Genomic DNA, 14,338 nt, shown 5'->3' with positions numbered 1-14,338 from the left:
CGGGCGCACATGGCCCGGACCGACACCCGGTGGTGAGCCAGATGGTTCTCGGCAGCGACCTCAAGCGGGGGAACGCGACGGGGGGTCCACGCACCACGGGACGGGGTACGGCGATCGCCGCGGCCCTGGTCCTGGCCCTCGCCCCGGCCCTGGCGGCCTGCAGCGACGACAGCGGCGGCGGCAGCGAGTCCACGCCTCCCACCCCGAGCGCCGAGCGCACCGCGAGCGTAACGGCCACCGCGCCGGCCGACCGGGCCGCCGCCGAGGGGGAGATCAGGCAGAACTGGCAGAAGTTCTTCGACCCGAAGACCTCGACGGAGGAGAAGCAGGCCGTCCTGGAGAACGGCGACCGGATGGGCCCGGTCCTCCAGGCCTTCAGCGGTGACGAGCGCGGCGGGCAGGTCCAGGCGAAGGTCACCAAGGTCGAGTTCACCTCGGCGACCGGGGCGGACGTGACGTACACGCTCACCCTGAAGGGCGCCACCGCCCTGCCCGACGCCTCCGGAAGCGCCGTCGAGCAGGACGGCACCTGGAAGGTGTCCGCCAAGACGTTGTGCGCGCTGGTGCAACTGAGCGGCAATGCGTCACCGGTCCCGGGCTGCTGAGGCCCTGGCCGCGGTGCTGTTGCTCGCCCTGAGCGCGGCCTGCGGCAGTCGGCTCCCGGAGAGCGACTTCGACCACGACGACGGCACCCCCGTGCCCGGCGATGCCGTGCCCCTGCGGGTCGGCATCATCACCAGCGCCACCAGCCCGGTCGGCGGCAGCGCCTTCACCGGCCCGCGCGACGGCGCCCGGGCCTTCTTCGACCGGCTCAACGCGCACGGGGGCATCGACGGCCGCCGGGTCGAGGTGCGCAGCTGCGACGACGGCGGCAGCGGCGTCGGCAACAACGAGTGCGTGCACCAACTCGTCGAGGAGGACCAGGTCGTCGCCCTGGTCGCCACCACCGCCCTCGACTACGCGGGGGCCTCCCGCGTCTCCCGCGCGGGCGTGCCCGACATCGGCGGCCAGCCCATCGGCCCTGCCTACGACACCTATCCGCACCTCTACGGCATCTACGGCAGTCTCGCGCCCCGCGACGGCACCCCCGGCTGGGACGGAAAGCTGTACGGCGGCACCGAGGTCTACCGCTACTTCAAACGCGAGCACGGCGCCCGCACCGCCGCCGTCGTCTCCTACAACCAGTCGGCCTCGGCCGCCTACGCCCGGCTCGTCGAGCGGGGACTGCGCGCCGAGGGCTACCAGGTCGTCACCGAGCAGGTCGACTTCGCCCTGCCGAACTTCCGCGCCGTCGCCGCCGATCTGAAGGAGCAGGGCGCCGACCTGGTGTTCGACGCGATCGACGGGCACGGCAACGCCCGGCTCTGCCAGGCCATGGACGAGGCCGGCGCCGAGGTCACCGCCAAGGTGACCAACGTGCAGAACTGGACGTCCACCGTCGCCGAGGACTACAAGGACGCCCCGCGCTGCCGCAACGCCCTGTGGGCTACCGGCGCCAGCCGCAACTTCGAGGACACCGGCAACGCGGCGGTGGCGGAGTTCCGCGAGGCGACGAAGGACCTGGAGACGCACTCCCAGTGGCAGCTGGAGGGGTGGGCGGCCGCGCGGTGGTTCACGGACGCCGCGAAGTCCTGCGCGAGCACGGGCATCACGCGCGCGTGCGTCGACGCCTTCATGAACCGCAGCCAGGGCTACACCGCCGGGGGACTGCTGCTCCCCGTCCGCTTCGAGCGCCTGCCCGAGCCGCCGAAGAGCAGCAGGACCTGCCTGTCGGTGGCCCGCTGGCAGGACGGCAAGGGCTGGGTGGGCCAGGGGGACATGAACCGCACCTGCTTCACCGTCCCGCAACTGGCCTACGAGCCTTGAGGACAGTGGTTGTCCGCAAGGGCTGGCAGACTCGCCCCATGTTGGAGACCTCGGCCCGTCTGCTGCGTCTGCTGTCCCTGCTCCAGGCCCACCGTGAGTGGTCCGGCGCAGACCTGGCCGGCCGGCTCGGCGTCAGCGCCCGCACCCTGCGCCGGGACGTCGACCGGCTGCGCGAACTGGGCTACCCGGTCAACGCCAGCCCCGGCACCGGCGGCGGCTACCAGCTGGGCGCGGGCGCCGAACTGCCACCGCTGCTCCTGGACGACGACGAGGCCGTCGCCGTGGCGGTCGGGCTTCGCACGGCCGCCGGGCAGGGCATCGACGGCATCGGCGAAACCTCGGTGCGGGCCCTCGCCAAGCTGGAGCAGGTGCTGCCGAACCGGCTGCGCCGCCGCGTGGGCGCCCTGAACGCCTTCACCGTGCCGATGCTGCGCAGCACCCTGCCCTCCTCGGTCGACCCGGCCGTGCTCACCGAGCTCGCCCACCTGTGCCGGGACGCCGAACGGCTGCGCTTCGAATACCGCGGCCACGACGGCACCCCCACCCGCCGCACGGTCGAACCGCTTCGCCTGGTGTGCACCGAGCGTCGCTGGTACCTGGTGGCCTGGGACCTCGACCGGGACGACTGGCGCACGTTCCGCGTGGACCGCATCACACCCAGAGCGCCGCACGGCCCGCGTTTCACCCCGCGCAAGCCACCCGCCGAGGACCTCGCCGCCTACGTCTCCCAGGGCGTCTCCACCCGCGCGTACGCCACCCACGCCGTCGTGCGCCTCCTGGTGCCGCTGGAGGAAGCAGCCGAACACATCTCGCCCTCCGCCGGAGTGCTGGAGGCGGAGAGCGAGGACACCTGCCTGCTGCGCTGCGGCGCCGGCAGCCTCGACGTGATGGTCATCCACGTGGTGATGCTGGGCTTCGACTTCGAGGTGCTGGAGCCGGACGGGCTCATCGAGGCGATCAGGAAGACTCGGGACCGGCTTGATGGCGCTCTGGCTCGGGCTGCGCAGTCACCGCCGCGTACTCCGGATGGTGCAGGTCGAACGCCGGCGACTCGGAGCGGATCCGGGGCAGCGTCGTGAAGTTGTGCCGCGGCGGCGGGCACGAGGTCGCCCACTCCAGGGAACGGCCGAAGCCCCAGGGGTCGTCGACCTCGACCTTCTCGCCGTACTTGGCCGTCTTCCACACGTTGTAGAGGAAGGGCAGCGTCGACATGCCGAGCAGGAACGCTCCGATCGTCGACACCGTGTTGAGCGCGGTGAAGCCGTCCGCCGCGAGGTAGTCGGCGTACCGGCGGGGCATGCCCTCGGCGCCCAGCCAGTGCTGCACCAGGAACGTGGTGTGGAAGCCGACGAAGAGCACCCAGAACTGGATCTTGCCGAGCCGCTCGTCGAGCATCTTCCCGGTGAACTTCGGCCACCAGAAGAAGAACCCGGCGAAGATCGCGAAGACGACGGTGCCGAAGACGACGTAGTGGAAGTGCGCCACCACGAAGTACGTGTCCGTCACGTGGAAGTCCATCGGCGGCGACGCCAGGATCACCCCGGTCAGGCCGCCGAACAGGAACGTCACCAGGAAGCCGGTCGCCCACAGCATCGGCGTCTCGAAGGACAACGAGCCCTTCAGCATGGTGCCGGCCCAGTTGAAGAACTTCACCCCCGTCGGCACCGCGATCAGGAAGCTCATGAAGGAGAAGAACGGCAGCAGCACCGCACCCGTGGCGAACATGTGGTGCGCCCACACGATCATCGACAGGCCGGTGATCGCCATCGTCGCCCCGACCAGCGTCAGATAGCCGAACAACGGCTTACGGCTGAAGACCGGGATGATCTCCGTGATGATGCCGAAGAACGGCAGTGCGATGATGTACACCTCGGGATGGCCGAAGAACCAGAACAGGTGCTGCCACAGGATCGCCCCGCCGTTGGCCGCGTCGAACACCTGCGATCCGAACCGCCGGTCCGCCTCCAGCACCAGCAGCGCCGCCGCGAGCACCGGGAACGCCATCAGGATCAGGATCGACGTGAACAGGGTGTTCCACACGAAGATCGGCATCCGGAACATCGTCATGCCCGGGGCACGCATCCCGATGATCGTGGTGATGAAGTTGACCGCGCCGAGGATCGTGCCGAAGCCCGACAGCGCCAGCCCCATGATCCACAGATCGGCCCCGATCCCCGGCGAGCGCTCCGCGCTGTTGAGCGGGGCGTAGGCGGTCCAGCCGAAGTCCGCCGGCCCGGAGGGCACCAGCAGCGAGCCGAGCACGATCAGCCCGCCGAACAGGAACAGCCAGTACGAGAACATGTTCAGCCGTGGGAAGGCCACGTCGGGCGCGCCGATCTGCAACGGCATCAGCTCGTTGGCGAAGCCCGCGAAGGTCGGCGTCGCGAACAGCAGCAGCATGATCGTGCCGTGCAGCGTGAACGCCTGGTTGAACTGCTCGTTGTCGATGATCTGCAGACCGGGGCGGGCCAGTTCGGCGCGCATCAGCAGCGCCATCGCTCCGGCGACCAGGAAGAACAGGAACGACGTGATCAGGTAGAGATGGCCGATCTTCTTGTGGTCCGTCGTCGTCAGCCAGTCGACCACCACCCGCCCGTGCCGCGTCCGCGGCTCGGACGGCGCCGCCCCCGCCTGTACGGTCTGCGTCCCTGTCTGCGTCCCCATCGCTCGCTCGCCCCTTCGCTGATCGCGCACCGGGCCCGCCGCAGCCCGCGCCTCACGTCCCCGCGAGCTCACGCCATGATGCTCGCGTCACCGCGTGCTCCGACAGGGGGCGTATCGGCCTCTGTGTACCGAAGCCATGCATTTCCTGTGCCGCGCCGACCCCGCCGGGCCGGTGCGGCACAGGAAATGCATGGAGCCCCGGAGGCACTTCACCCGGCACTTTCCGCCGGGCTTTTCCATGAGCTCATGTGACACGCGGGAATTCCGATCGAATGCCTGCGGAAGGCGTACGGAACCGCTCGTCCGTGTGACGGACAGCTCCCGAAACGCGTGTCGTGATCTTGTGACAGAAGCGTGACGGGGGCCGGACAGTGGCCGGGGCCCGGGGCCCGGACTTCCGCGGTCTGCGGCCAGCGCATAGCGTGGCGGCATGGCACCGACTCCGACACCTTCCGCTGAACCCGACGACAGCCCGGACACCTATGTCGGCCTGGAGGCCGGCCGGGCCGAACGCCTCGCGCGGGAGCGCGGCTGGCCGACGGTGCGCGCGCTGCCGCCGGGCGCGATCATCACGATGGAGTACCGCGTGGGCCGGCTGAACTTCGAGGTCAAGGGCGGCCGGGTGGCGCGGGCCTGGAAGGGCTGAGACCCGGCGAAGGCCCCGGTTCCGCTGCGGAACCGGGGCCTTCGCGCTGCCGGAAGGGGTGCGTACCGGCCGTGGTCAGCCGCCCCTCAGCGGGCGGGCCGACGAGGCCGAACCGCGCGGGTGACGCTCGGGGTGCTGAGGGCGGCGGCTGCCGGCGGGGGTGATCGGCGTGCGCTCCGAGCGCGCCGTGTGCGGGCCCGGCGCCAGATAGGCCGGGGTCCGGGACGCGCAGGCCGCCACGTCCTCCCGGTCGGCGGGCAAGGGCGTGATCACGACGGGAGCGCCGCCGGCCGCCGTACGGCGCCCGCGGGCCCGCAGACGGTCGCGCAGGTCGAAGATCGCGGCCTCGGCACGGGCGATCAGTGGCTCGAACCACGGCAGGCCCAGCAGGATCAGCAGACCCGCGGTCCAGCCGAGGAGCACATCACTCAGCCAGTGCGTACCGAGGTAGACGGTGGCCATCCCGACCCCGAGCGAGGTCACCGCGGACACGGCGGACAGCCAGCGCTGCGCTCTCGCGGAGGACGCCAGGTAGGCCAGGATTCCCCAGGTCACCACGGCGTTGGCGGTGTGACCGCTCGGAAATATATCGCCGCCGCGCCACATCTCGTTCGAGCCGATCACGGTCGCGTAGTGCGGGCCCAGCCGCCCCATGCCGTACTTGGCGGCGCCGACCGTGATGTTCAGCAGCAGCAGCGAGACACCGAGCGCGAGCATCGGCCGCAGGGTGTGCTGCCGCCAGGAGCGCCAGCCCAGCCAGGCCGCGACCATCACGGCGGTCGGGCCACGCTGGCCGAGGACCACGTAGTAGTCGACGAACCAGTGGATCTCCGACCACTGCTGGTACGGGCGGAAGAACATGACCTGCCAGTCGAGCCGGACCAGCCAGGACGTGATCACCACGGCCCACACGATCGCGCCGTAGAAGGCCAGGGTTCCCGCGAAGAGCACGATGCGGTGCCTGCTCATCTTCGGCACATCGATGTGGGCCGGTCGTTCCGGCTCACGGTCCAGCCGGGCGAACACCCGGTCCAGACGGGTGAGCTTCGGTTCGGTACGCACCCAATCGACGTTACAGCGAGTGAGCTCAGATCCCGGGTGAATCAACGGCTTTGTGATGACGATGTGATGTGGGATTCCTCTCAGGAGGGGGTCTATTTCCAGCGAATCTGTAATCGCCGGCCGCCGCGGCCTTCAATTCCTTTGATCATTCCGGATGCGGGTTTTATTGCGCTTTTGAATTCGTTCACCAGGGCATGGTGCGGAATTCCCCCTGCGCTCACAGCGGGTCAGGGCGGACCGGAGCCGTTCAGCCAGAACGCCCCGTACACCGCGGAGGCCACCGCGACGGCCCCGAGAACAGCCGCTGACCTGCGCATACACGCCTTGGCCAGAGCCTGCGCGAGAGGCAGCAGCAGCGGGAACGCGGGCAGCAGCAGACGCGGTTTCGAGCCGAAGTAGCTCGACGCGCACAGGGCGAGCGCGGTCACGACCCCGGTGTAGACCAGCAGCGGCAGCGGCTGGCGCTGACGTACTCCGGTCACGTACAGCCAGACGACTGACGCGACCCCGACGATGAGCCCCACACCGGCCAGGGCCGACGGGAACGACGAGAACTTCTCGGCGACGAACCGGGCGAAGGCGTAGCCGCCGTCGAAGCCGTTGCGCCAGCCGGCCTGGACGTCCAGATAGCCCAGCGGGCCCTTGCCGGTGCGGTGGCCGACCCAGAGCACGTAGCCGACGGTGCCGAGGGGGGCCAGGACCATGCCGAGGACGCGCCGGACCCGGATCGCCGGCTCGGCGGGGACGTGCGGGGCGTCCTGCCCGGCCGCACGCCGGTCCCGAACGAAGGAGGCCACCGCCGCCACCCACACGGCCGCCACCACGGCCAGCCCCACCGGGCGGGTCAGCCCGGCGAACAGGGCCAGTACACCGGCCGTCACCCAGCGGCCGGTCAGCACCGCGTACAGCGCCCAGGCCGCGAGCGCCGTGAACAGGGACTCGCTGTACGCCATCGACTGCACGATCCCGACCGGCAGAACGGCCCACAGCAGCACCGCGCACACCCCGGCCCGGCGGCCGTACACCTGGTCCGCCACCGCGAAGATCCCCCAGGCAGCGGCGAGCGAGGCGACCAGGCTGACGAGGAACCCCCCGTCCGCGTACGACAGCGGCGACACCGCCGCCACCAGCCGCTCCAGCCAGGGCAGCAGCGGGAAGAACGCCAGGTTCGAGTGCACGTCCCCGTTGGCCAGCCGCACCTCGTAGCCGTAGCCGAGCTCGGCGACCCGGACGTACCAGAGCGAGTCCCAGCGGGCGGTCAGCAGCGTGTACGCGCTCTTGTCCCGTGCCGCGCTCCACAGGAACAGGGCGAGCAGGCCCAGGGCGCGGACGGCCGCGTACCCGGCGAGCGCCGGAGCCGCCCGGTGCAGCGCCCCGGTGCGGGGCGGGGCCGCGCGCGTCTCAAGATCGGTCACGGGCCCGATTATCGACCCGGGCCGGAACCGCCCGGCCGGCCGGGGCGTGAACCACCAAGGGGAGAGTGGCGTACGCCACATCCTTCCGCCGGAGGTGTGAGAGGTCCGCCACTGGTCTCCGTCAGGGACTCGCGTACTCTGACGTGTCACTCGCTTTTCGTTTGCGCGGGCCGGAGACCACCGCTCCTCTCCGGCCGAGTCGCGGGGGCGTCCCCCACCCCGTGAGCCCGCCGATCGCGAGGGAACATCTGGGAGGTACGTACATGTCCGGGACGACCACGGCCGCCGCTGCGCTGCGCCGTCGGGCGGCCGGGGCCGGTGCCAACCGCTGGGTGGTTCTCGTCGTCCTCTGCGTCAGCCTGCTGCTGGTCGCCGTCGACGCCACCGTGCTGCACGTGGCGGTCCCCGCCGTCACCGAGGACCTGAGGCCCGGCGGGATAGAGCTGCTCTGGATCGTCGACGTCTACCCACTGGTCTGCGCCTCGCTGCTGATCCTTTTCGGCACGCTGGGCGACCGCATCGGCCGCCGAAGAGTGCTGCTCCTCGGCTACACGCTGTTCGGCGTCGCCTCCGGCCTCGCCGCCCTGGCCGACAGTGCCCAGGTACTGATCGTGGCGCGGGCGCTGCTCGGCGTGGGCGGCGCGATGATCATGCCCGCGACCCTGTCGATCCTGCGGCAGGTCTTCCCGGACCGGCGTGAGCGGGCGCTCGCGATCGGTATCTGGAGCGCCGTGGCCGCGGTGGGCGCGGCGGTCGGACCGCTGCTCGGCGGCTTCCTGCTGGAGCACTTCTGGTGGGGCTCGGTCTTCCTCGTCAACATTCCGTTGATGCTGGTCAGCCTCCCGGTGGGGCGCGTGCTGCTGCCCGAGTCGAAGGGGGACGGCAAGGGCCCCTGGGACGTGGTCGGTGCGCTGATGGCGGCGGCCGGGCTGTTCGGTGTCGTGCTGGGCGTGAAGCGGCTCGGCAGTGGGGAGTCGGTGGGCAGCCTGCTCACCGTGCTGCCGCTGGTGGTGGGCGCGGCGCTGCTGGCCGGCTTCGTACGGCGGCAGCGGCGGCGGACGTATCCGCTGGTCGACCTCAAGATGTTCGGGCGGCCGGCGTTCAGTACGTCCGTCGGGTGCATCGTGCTGGCGATGCTCGCGCTGGTCGGGCTGGAACTGATCGCGGCGCAGTACCTGCAACTGGTGCTCGGGCTGTCGCCCCTGGAGACCGGGCTGCGGCTGCTGCCGCTGACCTTCGCGGCGATGGCGGCCGGGCTGGCCGGGGCGCGGATGCTGCGGCGGTTCGGGCCGCGGCGGATGGTGTGCGCCGGGTTCTGCCTCACGGCGTTCGCGGTGGTGCTGCTGATGGCGCTGGGCCGGACCGACGAATGCGCGCTGATGGTGAGCGGGTTCGTACTGCTCGGCTTCGGGCTGGAGACCACGCTGTTCGGGGCGTACGAGTCGATGCTGAGCGAGGCGCCGCAGGAGCAGGCCGGTGGAGCGGCGGCGATCGGGGAGACGTCGTACCAGCTCGGGGCGGGGATCGGGATCGCCCTGCTCGGCACGGTGATGAACGCGGCGTACGCGCCCGGGCTGTCGGGCGTGCCCGGGGTTCCGGCGTCGGCGTCCGCCTCGGCGGGGCATTCGCTGGGGGAGGCGTACGAGGTTGCCGCGCAGCTGGGCGGGTCGGCCGGTGCCGCTCTGCGGCATGCCGCCCGGGACGCGTTCGTGCACGGGCTGCATGTCACGTTGCTGGTGAGCGCGGGGCTGTTGCTGCTGGGGGCCGTGATGGCGTTGCGGTTGCCGCGGGTCATGCAGTGCGAGTCCTCGGAGCCGGTGGAGCTGCCCGCTCCCAGGGACGCGGCGGAGTCCCGCGTCTCGGTGTGACCCTCCTCTGCCCGGTCGCCCGTGGGCGGCGTTCGCCGTCGGCGGCTTGCGGTGTGCGGCCATTGCCCACCCACGCGCCGCCCGTCACGGCCGATCGAGGCGCCAGGGTCGCCCGTGGGGGGCGGCTCGCCGTTGGCGGCTTGCGGGTGGTGCCGTACGGGAGCCGCGCGTACGGCAAGCCGTCGAGGGTGTGATCCGGCTACGGGTGACTTGCCGTACGGGAGCCGCGCGTACCGTAAGCCGCCGAGGGCGCGGTCCGCCCGCGGGTGAGCTCACCTTTCGCCCCACAGTTGCGGGCGGTGCGCGGGTGGGCGATGGCTGTCGGGGGCAGGCGCATGCGGGCCTGCGGGCGGCGGGGGTGAAGGGCCCCGCCGACGGCTCCGGGCTCTCAGCCGGCCGGTACGGGTGGTGCGGGGGCGGGGCGAGGCCGTAGCGTCTGGCTAGCGCTGCTAGTTAAAGAGCTTCGGAGGGTGTCGATCATGTCCGGTTCATCCAAGCTGCCTCCTTTCGATCCCGCCGACCCCCTGGGCCTGGACGACCTCCTGGAGCCGGAGGACCTCGGGATCAGGGACACCGTGCGGGCCTGGGCCGCGGACCGGGTGCTGCCCCATGTCGCCGAGTGGTACGAGAACGGGGAGCTGCCGGGGATCCGGGAGCTGGCCAGGGAACTCGGCGGTATCGGCGCCCTCGGCATGTCTCTCGACGGGTACGGGTGTGCCGGTGCGTCGGCCGTGCAGTACGGGCTGGCCTGTCTTGAGCTGGAGGCCGCCGACTCCGGCATCCGTTCCCTCGTCTCCGTGCAGGGCTCCCTCGCCATGTACGCCATCCACCGCTTCGGCAGCGAGGAGCAGAAGCAGCAGTGGCTGCCGAGGATGGCCGCCGGCGAGGTGATCGGCTGCTTCGGGCTCACCGAGCCCGACCACGGCTCCGACCCCGCCTCCCTGCGCACGTACGCCAAGCGTGACGGCTCCGACTGGATCCTCAACGGCCGCAAGATGTGGATCACCAACGGGTCGGTCGCCGGCGTCGCCGTCGTATGGGCGCAGACCGAGGACGGGATGCGCGGCTTCGTCGTGCCCACCGACAGCGGCGGGTTCTCCGCTCCCGAGATCAAGCACAAGTGGTCCCTCAGGGCGTCGGTCACCAGCGAGCTCGTGCTCGACGACGTGCGGCTGCCCGCCGACGCCGTCCTGCCGGAGGTCACCGGTCTGCGCGGGCCCCTGAGCTGTCTGTCGCACGCCCGGTACGGAATCGTCTGGGGCGCCATGGGCGCGGCCCGCAGCAGTTTCGAGGCCGCCGTCGAATACGCGAAGTCGCGGGAGCAGTTCGGGCGGCCCATCGGCGGCTTCCAGCTCACCCAGGCCAAACTCGCCGACATGGCGGTCGAACTGCACAAGGGGATTCTGCTCGCCCATCACCTGGGGCGGCGTATGGACGCCGGCCGCCTGCGCCCCGAGCAGGTCAGCTTCGGCAAGCTCAACAACGTCCGGGAAGCGATCGAGATCTGCCGCACGGCCCGGACCATTCTCGGCGCCAACGGGATCTCGCTCGAATATCCCGTGATGCGGCACGCGACCAACCTCGAGTCGGTGCTCACCTATGAGGGCACCGTCGAGATGCACCAGCTCGTGCTGGGCAAGGCGCTCACCGGACTCGATGCCTTCCGGTAGGCCGGTCCGGTAACCCTGCGCGAGGGCAGGGCCGGTGAGCGGCCCTGCCTCAGCTCTGGTTGAAGAATCCGTCCGTCCGGTGCCCGGCCGGGTCGCCGTTGACGATCTCCGTGTTGGCGGGGGTCAGCAGGAACACGCGGGTCGAGACTCTCTCGATCGAACCGCGCAGGCCGAAGATCAGCCCGGCCGCGAAGTCGACCACGCGCTTGGCGTCGGACGCCTCCATGGCCGTGAGGTTCATGATGACCGGCACGCCTTCACGGAACAGCTCGCCGATGGCGCGCGCGTCCCGGAAGCTGTCCGGGGTCACCGTGCCGATGCGGCGGCCCTTCTCCTCGGCGACGTCCGAGGCCACCTTGACGCGCGGATCGGTGACCCAAACCTCCCCGGGCTCGTTCCCGTCGGAGTAGTCGTCGTCGTCGTAGTAACGCTCGTCTTCGTTGTCGTCGACGAGGCCAAGCCAGGCACTTGCCTTGCGTACCGATCCCATGGACGCCTCCTCTCACAGCGGTCTTTCTGCTTTCCGCATCCCTATGGTCGTCCATGATGCGGATGGCGCGCCAAGTGGATAGACGCCGCACGGGGGGTTTGTGACGGTACTGGTGCACAGCGAATCCGTCGAGAGTCCGTGTGTCCCAAGGGCCGTTTCCCAAACGGCTGCTGACTGTGAGTGAAATATGATTCTTCTCGGCATACGAGTGACGCCGGGGCGTACGGGTGAATGCCGGGGCCGATACGATGCCGCAGCTCAACGTCGTCACGAACCTCGGGGGAGTGTTGTGTTCGGAATCGTCAGGCCCTGCAGGCACCGGCTCGGTGAGAAGCTCACAAGCCAGTGGATGGCGCATTTGTGCGGGCTCTGCCTCGCCCTACGGGGTGACCACGGGCAGTTCGCCCGGATAGTCACGAATTATGACGGGCTGCTTGTCTCGGTTCTGACGGAGGCTCAGTCGGAGAGCGACGGGACCGGTCGGCGTACGGCCGGTCCGTGCCCGCTGCGCGGCATGCGCACCGCCTCCGTCGCGCACGGCGAGGGGGCCCGGCTCGCGGCGGCCGTTTCCCTGGTCCTGGCCTCGGCGAAGGTCCGCGACCACGTCACGGACGGTGACGGGCTGTTGGCCCGCAGGCCGGTGGCGCGTGCGGCCCGCCGGGTCGCCGCGAGCTGGGACACGGCGGGCGCCCGGACCGGCACCGCTGTGGGATTCGACACCGCGCTCCTGGTCGACGCCGTGGACCGGCAGGCCGGGATCGAGGCGCTGGCCGGCCCCGGGACGCCGCTCCTGACCGTCACCGAACCGACCGAGACCGCGACCGCCGCGGCCTTCGCGCACACGGCGGTCCTCGCCGGCCGGCCGCACAACGCCGTGCCCCTCGCCGAGGCCGGACGGCTCTTCGGGCGCCTCGCGCACCTGCTGGACGCCGTGGAGGACCTGCACGCTGACGCCGCGTCAGGCGCCTGGAACCCGATCGCCGCGACCGGCACCTCCCTGGCGGAGGCCAGGCGGCTCGCCGACGACGCGGTGCACGGGGTGCGGCTGGCGCTGAGCGACGCCGAGTTCGCCGACGCCCGGCTCGTCCATCTGCTGCTCGTGCACGAACTGCGCCGCTCAGTGGACCGGGCGTTCGGTACGGTGCCGGCGTGCGCCTCCCACCAGGGCGGCGGACCCTACGGACAGCAGGGACCCCACGGGCAGCCGCCGCAGGGGCCCTACGGCTCCCCGCACCACCCGTACGCGGGCGGCGGCGGGCACCCGTACGCCGGTGGGGGAGGCGCGTACGGCGGTGACGGTTTCGGCGGTGGCGGTTTCGGCGGTGGTGCGCCGGTGCCCCAGCCGCCCCGCCGGCGTGGTTTCTGGGCCGGCTGCGGGATGTTCTGGCTCCTGTGCTGCACCTGCAAGCTGTGCTGTGCCAAGGAGTACGAGGGGCCGTGGTCCCGTAAGAAGCGCGAGGGTGTCTGCCGGGACTGCGACTGCGACGGGTGCGATTGCTGCTGCCCCTGAGACGGCTGACCCGACCACGGCCGGGCGGCTTCTGAAGATCGCTCAAAGGTTGAAGTCCGAAAGGCACTCTTGCGCCGACCGGCCGTTCGGCCGAATACTCCCCCTCAGCGCTTGTCAGGGGCACGGCGTGTTCGGAATCCGAACCCGCCGGTCCCGGACTGCGCCTCACGGGCCCGAAACCCCACGAGGGCCCCCTACTTCCTTTGTGGAGGAACGAAAAGTGAGGATCAAGCGCACCACCCCCCGCAGTGGCATTTCGAGACGGACCCGGCTGATCGCCGTTTCCACCGGCCTCGTTGCCGCCGCAGCGATCGCGATCCCCAGCGCGAGCGCATCCGACGCCCCCAGCACCTTCAGCGCCGCCGAGCTCAAGAGCGCCAGCGGCTCGCTGCTGAAGGCCGACATCCCGGGCACCGCCTGGGCCGTCGACAGCAAGACCGACCGGGTGCTCGTGACCGTCGACAGCACGGTCACCCAGGCCGAGATAGCGAAGATCAAGCAGCAGGCCGGCGGCAACGCCGACGCGCTCACGATCAAGCGCGTCCCCGGCAAGTTCAACAAGCTCATCCAGGGCGGCGACGCCATCTATGCGAGTAGCTGGCGCTGCTCCCTCGGCTTCAACGTCCGTGCCAGCAACGGCACCGAGTACTTCCTGACCGCCGGTCACTGCACCGACGGCGCGGGCACCTGGTACTCCAACTCCGGCCGCACCACGGTCATCGGCTCGACCGCCGGTTCCAGCTTCCCGGGCAACGACTACGGCCTCGTGCGCTACAGCGGGTCCGTCAGTCGCCCCGGCACCGCCAACGGCGTGGACATCACGCGTGCGGCCACTCCGAGCGTGGGCACCACCGTCATCCGTGACGGATCCACGACCGGTACGCGCAGCGGCCGTGTCACCGCCCTCAACGCCACCGTCAACTACGGTGGCGGCGACATCGTCTCCGGCCTGATCCAGACCACCGTCTGTGCCGAGCCCGGTGACTCCGGCGGTTCGCTCTACGGCAGCAACGGTGTCGCCTACGGCCTCACCTCCGGCGGCAGCGGCAACTGCTCCTCCGGTGGCACGACGTTCTTCCAGCCCGTCACGGAGGCTCTGAGCGCCTACGGCGTCAGCGTCTACTAGGCCCCCGGCGGCAGTTCGCAG

General features: G+C 70.8%; 11 protein-coding genes and 1 pseudogene. 8 read left to right on the top strand and 4 right to left on the bottom strand.

Translation table 11 applies throughout. The features are described from left to right. Positions 1 to 41 precede the first annotated feature (41 nt). From A4E84_RS08820 to A4E84_RS40475, 3 genes are read left to right on the top strand one after another with little or no spacing between them, the layout of a single operon-like run. Positions 42 to 605, top strand: coding sequence for an MTB12 C-terminal domain-containing protein (locus A4E84_RS08820; protein WP_062931373.1), 564 nt, complete (start codon positions 42 to 44; stop codon positions 603 to 605). Next, positions 580 to 1,866, top strand: coding sequence for an ABC transporter substrate-binding protein (locus tag A4E84_RS08815; RefSeq protein ID WP_062926003.1), 1,287 nt, complete (start codon positions 580 to 582; stop codon positions 1,864 to 1,866). Before A4E84_RS08820 ends, A4E84_RS08815 begins: the two co-directional genes overlap by 26 nt. A gap of 38 nt (positions 1,867 to 1,904) precedes the next feature. Beyond that, positions 1,905 to 2,945, top strand: coding sequence for a helix-turn-helix transcriptional regulator (locus A4E84_RS40475; RefSeq protein ID WP_107308288.1), 1,041 nt, complete (start codon positions 1,905 to 1,907; stop codon positions 2,943 to 2,945). Here A4E84_RS40475 and ctaD read toward each other — a convergent pair. After that, a pseudogene (gene ctaD, locus A4E84_RS08810) lies at positions 2,944 to 4,530 on the bottom strand (aa3-type cytochrome oxidase subunit I); the annotation flags it as partial. The gene A4E84_RS40475 and the pseudogene ctaD sit on opposite strands and share 2 nt — an antisense overlap. A 430-nt stretch (positions 4,531 to 4,960) precedes the next feature. Between ctaD and A4E84_RS08805 the strand changes: the two are divergent. After that, a complete protein-coding gene (locus A4E84_RS08805; protein ID WP_062926001.1) occupies positions 4,961 to 5,176 on the top strand; it encodes an I78 family peptidase inhibitor in 216 nt (71 codons plus the stop codon). Between the two features lie 75 nt (positions 5,177 to 5,251). On the opposite strand, the gene A4E84_RS08800 is transcribed toward A4E84_RS08805, so the two are convergent. Together A4E84_RS08800 and A4E84_RS08795 are read right to left on the bottom strand one after the other, a co-directional pair. Then, the gene (locus A4E84_RS08800) at positions 5,252 to 6,238 is read right to left on the bottom strand and encodes a phosphatase PAP2 family protein (RefSeq protein WP_062926000.1); all 987 of its coding nucleotides are present in this window, start codon (positions 6,236 to 6,238) and stop codon (positions 5,252 to 5,254) included. 227 nt (positions 6,239 to 6,465) lie between these two features. Beyond that, complete coding sequence (locus A4E84_RS08795; protein WP_062925999.1) at positions 6,466 to 7,653, bottom strand: mannosyltransferase family protein; 1,188 nt, start codon at positions 7,651 to 7,653, stop codon at positions 6,466 to 6,468. 263 nt (positions 7,654 to 7,916) lie between these two features. Between A4E84_RS08795 and A4E84_RS08790 the strand changes: the two genes are divergently transcribed. Together A4E84_RS08790 and A4E84_RS08785 are read left to right on the top strand one after the other, a co-directional pair. Further along, positions 7,917 to 9,521 (top strand): MFS transporter, encoded by a 1,605-nt coding sequence (locus A4E84_RS08790; protein WP_062925998.1) that lies wholly within the window; start codon positions 7,917 to 7,919, stop codon positions 9,519 to 9,521. 479 nt (positions 9,522 to 10,000) lie between these two features. Next, positions 10,001 to 11,191 carry an acyl-CoA dehydrogenase family protein gene (locus A4E84_RS08785; RefSeq protein ID WP_062931372.1) on the top strand — a complete coding sequence of 397 codons (1,191 nt, stop codon included), beginning with the start codon at positions 10,001 to 10,003 and terminating at the stop codon, positions 11,189 to 11,191. Positions 11,192 to 11,240: 49 nt separating this feature from the next. Here the strand turns inward: A4E84_RS08785 and A4E84_RS08780 are convergent, their stop codons facing one another. Beyond that, on the bottom strand, positions 11,241 to 11,681 hold the full coding sequence (locus tag A4E84_RS08780) for a cell division protein SepF (RefSeq protein ID WP_062925997.1): 441 nt from the start codon (positions 11,679 to 11,681) through the stop codon (positions 11,241 to 11,243). 289 nt (positions 11,682 to 11,970) lie between these two features. On the opposite strand from A4E84_RS08780, the gene A4E84_RS08775 reads away from it, so the two are divergent. After that, positions 11,971 to 13,191, top strand: a complete 1,221-nt coding sequence (locus A4E84_RS08775) for a DUF5685 family protein (protein WP_179955391.1) — start codon at positions 11,971 to 11,973, stop codon at positions 13,189 to 13,191. Positions 13,192 to 13,411: 220 nt separating this feature from the next. After that, positions 13,412 to 14,317, top strand: coding sequence for a S1 family peptidase (locus A4E84_RS08770; protein WP_062925995.1), 906 nt, complete (start codon positions 13,412 to 13,414; stop codon positions 14,315 to 14,317). Positions 14,318 to 14,338: the final 21 nt, after the last annotated feature.

The organism is Streptomyces qaidamensis, from assembly GCF_001611795.1.
GTDB classification, from domain to species: Bacteria; Actinomycetota; Actinomycetes; order Streptomycetales; family Streptomycetaceae; genus Streptomyces; species Streptomyces qaidamensis.
Note: the sequence above shows the minus strand (reverse complement) of the source record. Positions and strands in the feature narration are given on the sequence as shown.

Excerpts from the sequence above, each read along its gene's own strand:
- A4E84_RS40475 (WP_107308288.1), top strand. The coding sequence starts at position 1,905 with ATGTTGGAGACCTCGGCCCGTCTGCTGCGTCTGCTGTCCCTGCTCCAG.
- A4E84_RS08805 (WP_062926001.1), top strand. The coding sequence starts at position 4,961 with ATGGCACCGACTCCGACACCTTCCGCTGAACCCGACGACAGCCCGGAC.
- A4E84_RS08815 (WP_062926003.1), top strand. The coding sequence starts at position 580 with ATGCGTCACCGGTCCCGGGCTGCTGAGGCCCTGGCCGCGGTGCTGTTG.
- A4E84_RS08820 (WP_062931373.1), top strand. The coding sequence starts at position 42 with ATGGTTCTCGGCAGCGACCTCAAGCGGGGGAACGCGACGGGGGGTCCA.
- A4E84_RS08785 (WP_062931372.1), top strand. The coding sequence starts at position 10,001 with ATGTCCGGTTCATCCAAGCTGCCTCCTTTCGATCCCGCCGACCCCCTG.
- A4E84_RS08780 (WP_062925997.1), bottom strand. The coding sequence starts at position 11,681 with ATGGGATCGGTACGCAAGGCAAGTGCCTGGCTTGGCCTCGTCGACGAC.
- A4E84_RS08790 (WP_062925998.1), top strand. The coding sequence starts at position 7,917 with ATGTCCGGGACGACCACGGCCGCCGCTGCGCTGCGCCGTCGGGCGGCC.